Origin of the sequence: Noviherbaspirillum galbum (assembly GCF_010974945.1) — a bacterium.
Classification (GTDB): domain Bacteria; phylum Pseudomonadota; class Gammaproteobacteria; order Burkholderiales; family Burkholderiaceae_D; genus Noviherbaspirillum; species Noviherbaspirillum galbum.
This window is the reverse complement of the sequence record NZ_JAAIVB010000033.1, coordinates 1-4,442: the sequence shown is the minus strand read 5'-3', so window position 1 is coordinate 4,442 and position 4,442 is coordinate 1. Positions and strand designations below refer to the sequence as shown.

Annotated in this window: 3 protein-coding genes; all 3 read left to right on the top strand. The window is 51.4% G+C overall.

Going from position 1 to position 4,442, the window contains the following annotated elements:
* The first annotated feature begins 543 nt into the window (after window positions 1-543).
* The 3 genes from G3574_RS08600 (at window position 544) to G3574_RS08590 (ending at window position 3,707) form a co-directional block, all read left to right on the top strand.
* Entirely contained in the window at window positions 544-1,113 is a 570-nt protein-coding gene (locus G3574_RS08600) for a tyrosine-type recombinase/integrase (protein ID WP_407941651.1), read from the top strand.
* A 1,062-nt stretch (window positions 1,114-2,175) separates the two neighbouring features.
* Window positions 2,176-2,592: a response regulator gene (locus G3574_RS08595; protein ID WP_163962040.1), complete on the top strand. Its 417-nt coding sequence runs from the start codon at window positions 2,176-2,178 to the stop codon at window positions 2,590-2,592.
* A gap of 236 nt (window positions 2,593-2,828) precedes the next feature.
* Window positions 2,829-3,707 carry an alpha/beta hydrolase family protein gene (locus G3574_RS08590; protein WP_328804767.1) on the top strand — a complete coding sequence of 293 codons (879 nt, stop codon included), beginning with the start codon at window positions 2,829-2,831 and terminating at the stop codon, window positions 3,705-3,707.
* Window positions 3,708-4,442: the final 735 nt, after the last annotated feature.

Genomic DNA, 4,442 nt, shown 5'->3' with positions numbered 1-4,442 from the left:
ATGTCGGGGTTACGATGAAGCGAATGTATTCGAAATGCTGCGACTGCCATCTGGACTGACGCCATAGCCGGGAAACAATTTGCGAATTCGGCCTACCGCCGAGCACGGCAAATTGCAGAGCGTCGAGATGCTAGTCAACACCCGAAGCAGGCATTGCCTTGATTACCATAAAAGAAACGGCAGACACTCAACCCAATCCAATTAGAGACTATTTGTTCGTTCAAGCAAGGTAATTGGTAACCCAAGCCAGAAAGCGGTCTGTTGGAAGTTAAACCCACGTTCAAGCAAGTTCGTTTTTAGCAATGTTGACCAAGTTTTGCTATGAACAATGTTAGCTTATGGTTGATAATTTTATTTATAACGAAGTTTTCTGTTGACCGCAGGGAGCCAGAAAGCTGTCAGCCACCTCGAAAAACGATTTTAAGGCCGTAATACCGCTCAGAATGAGATTCCGACCACTCAACGATGGAGGATCTCATGAAAGCCAATGCGTCCGCTGCTCTTTCTACTGCCCCACGCACTTCTTGAAACAAAGGAAAATTGGTGGGCCAGAAGGCACCGCTGAAACTCAAAGAGATCTGGGCCATCCGAACGTGGTTGCAACTTGCGGAGCGCACACGCGACTTGGCCCTGTTCAATTTGGCCATCGACAGCAAGCTCCGTGGCTGCGATCTCGTGAAACTCAAGGTCAGTGATGTTGCTCAGGGAGGACGAATTGGTCACCGTGCCATCATTCTGCAACAAAAAACCCAGCGGCCGGTCCAGTTCGAGATCACCGAACAAACGCGAATCACGCTCACTGCTTGGATCGACCGCGCGCATCTCACCTTTGGCCAGTTCCTGTTCCCCAGCCGTGTAACAACTTCCGAACACTTATCGACCCGCCAATATGCGCGCATCGTCGAGTCACGGGTCGACTCCGTCGGCCAGGACTCGGTCGCCTATGGAACACATACAATGCGAAGAACCAAGGCGACGCTGATCTACCAACGTACCAAGAACCTTCGAGTAGTGCAATTGCTGCTTGGGCATACCAAGTTAGGGAGCACTGTCCGATATCTGGGTATCGAAGTGGATGATGCATTGGAGATTGCGGAGCAGACGGAAGTGTAAGGTGCAATTAACCGGCGAATAGTTTCCATGGGAGGCGGCGGCTAACGACTATTTCCACTTCGGCGATGTGCAAGGCGGAAGCCAGCAAGATCCTCTTTTGCAGTCGTTTCGAATCATTGAAGTCATGGTACATTTCGGACAGAAGCGGAAGTAGCTCCATGTCATGTCTATCTGCGCTCACTGGAATGGGAGAAGAGCGCGGCCTTTATGTTCCGTGCCAAAAAACAATATGAACATTCGAGAGCTATCTCGTCGATTTATATCGCCTTTGTGCAAGGAACGGTGTATAAGCGTTGATATCCTGCTCGCCACGTAAGCTTCTCTTTTTCACTACCTATCTTGCGTTCTGGTGGGAGCTATTCCAGGGCCCACGTTTAGTTAATCAACTTTTAAGCTGATCAACCGTAGCGCATAATCTAGAACCGATTGAAGTTTCCAGATAAAGACTGCTGAAAATGCTAGTCCGGCCTTTTGACAGTGTGCCCCCGTTTTTAATGGGTGAATATCTCATCCACGCATCAAACCTGTACGAAGCAAGGGAAATCTACGACAAGATTTCCAATGACGGTCATACCGAGTCATCCGGTAGTGCACGTACTTTCTCTGGCAAGAAGATCGACTGGTCGGCTTTAAAACGAAGAGTGATAAAGAATTCCTCAAAGGGCTAAGGGATATGGACGTGATTCAAGCCATGCTCGAAGCGGCGAATCGCAAAGCGGTAGCTGCTGTAATCTTCCCACGGCGCTCCAGCCCGCTCGGCAGGCAATACAATTTGCGGCTATTGCGTTAGGTGATAAAGGCTGAGCACGATAGCGCGCAACATAAACGCTCAGGCTGAGTGACATTGCTCCAGAGGAAACGGGTCGATTTGGGTCGAGTCTAACCTCTCATTAACGCATGTCCGCGATCTGAAAAACTGTTCTAAAGCAGACGGTGAGGCGATCATAAAGAACCGCCGCCTGCGGCCATGAGCGGATGATTATGTTGTAATCCTTTCGTGCCGCAAACTTTCCACTTTGGGGCGAGCGAACACAACTAAATGGCTGGGTGTATCATGCCGGAATGACCTCCCATCTTCTCTTGATCGAGGACGACGACATTGCCGCCTATGTGACGTGCAAGTTGCTCGAGTCATCCGGTTTCACGGCACCGGTCGATGTCGTGCGTAATGCGATGGAAGCGATGACATACCTTGCCTGTGAAGGTGCTTACGCAAACAGGAAGTCTGGCAATCCCGTCCTCATCCTGCTAGACCTGAAGCTGCCCGATCTGGACGGCTTCGAGCTGTTCAAGCTCATTCGCAGCAATCCCACCTTGGCAGCGATTCCCATCTTCATCCTCAGCGCTTCTAATACGGATCAGGACATTTGCCGCAGTGTGCTGTTGGGGGTGTCGAAATATCTAACCAAGCCCCTTAACACGGAAGAGTTCCGACAAGAAGCATCTAAAGTTTTCGACGCAGCTCCGTCGATTCACTGATGGCTCAGTCAGGGCTGCTGTAGAGGAAAGCGAAGGAAGGCTGTGGGTCGGCAAGGGCCTGTCGCCGGTGGCAAGGGAAGGTCGGCGAAGCGACCTATAGCAGTCGGCAGAGCAGTGCCAGGTTAGCGCCGAGTCCGGCCAGGAGCGGCCAGTCATTAGGAGGTTCGAAAAAGACGTTAATATGACATTTTTTCCATGTCAGCATGTTGACCGCCGCTTATATAAGAGGAAACCTTGTGAAGGTCAATATAGTAGGTTCAGCGCTCGTGGCACTGACATTGACAACTTCCCTGTTCATGCCATGCGGTCACGCGCAGGAGAAAGTCGTCGCTCGCGCACCTACTCCGTTCACCGAAGATGGCAAGCCTGTCATGCTTGAAATTGTCATCTTCAAGCCGCCAGGGGAAGGTCCGTTTCCGACAGTTGTCTTCAACCACGGCTCGACAGGCAAGGGGAATGATCCAGATCTCTTCCGGAAAACTCAGGCAGGCGGCCCTGCAGCACAGTTCTTCGTCGACCGTGGCTGGCTCGTTGCCTTTCCGCAGCGACGCGGTCGCGGACAATCTGATGGGCTGTATGATGAGGGGTTCGAACAGGACCGTTCTCGCTATTCGTGTAAGCCGTCTCTGTCGTTGCCTGGAGTTGATCGCGCGCTCGCAGATATCAATGCCGCTGTTTCCTTCGTTAAAGGTAGACCAGACGTCATTTCATCAAAGATGATTATTGGTGGTCAGTCGCGCGGAGGACTCCTCGCAATAGCCTACGCTGGCGCCTGGCCCGACGACTTTGTTGGCGCCGTCAATTTTGTCGGTGGATGGATGACCGACCGCTGTCCCGACCCACAGGCGATCAATACCGTCACCTTTCGGCGCGGGGGAGCATTCAAGAAGCCGACATTGTGGCTATATGGTGAAAATGATCCTATTTACAGTTTGAGCCATAGCCGTTCGAATTTCGAATCCTTTGTGGCGAGTGGAGGAATCGGCACTTTCAAAACCTATTCCCTGCCTAATGGCAAGAGCGGCCATTCGTTGATTGGACACCCGAATCTCTGGCAAAAGGACGTGGATACGTTTCTTTCTGGGATCCTCGCCGACCAGGGATCAAAGAGATGAGAGCAAGGTGGAGGACTCAAGCGCTACTCGTAATTTGACAACTCCACGTTCCATGACGAATCCAGCGCAGGCCCATGTCCGGTCGAATATAAATCTAAGGTCCGCAAGGCTACCAATAGCTGCCGTCAGTAAAGTATTATGTTACTGCCGAGTCCGGCCAATTGGGGTAATTCATGCTAACCAGCAATTGAATGCGATCTTTTACAGCGTTTTCACGTCGGGACCTCTTACCGATTAGAGGTCAAGGGGCTTGCAGGTGCTTACACTTATGTCGGATTAACGCGTCCAATGATCTCAGCGGCAGGCGCTTATGCTGCACCAAAAATGACATCAAGCCGCTTGTAGGACATTAATTTGCTTGCTTGCGGACGCCTTGTCCCTTTCACGTGCTCCGCTCCTTACAACGGTCCTCCAACCTTTTGCATCATATTGAGTTCCACGTACTTACATTTCCGAATGTCCGGCGCAACCTCCCCGGTCATAAACATTCTCGTTTTCAGTCTTCAATAACAGGAATGCATCCTCCCCCTCCAAGGGCTTGCTAAAAAGAAACCCTTGATACTCATCGCATCCTGCGGTTCTGAGAAACTCTCGTTGTAGAGTTGTCTGTAAGCGTTAGTTGAGCACCGTGGTTGACGGCGAAGTGGAAGTCAGGCGGGGACGGCGAAGGAAGGCAGTTCGCCCGCGACGTTCCAAGGCAGCAGATCATCAATGCGGTTGATTGGGTGATCGGCG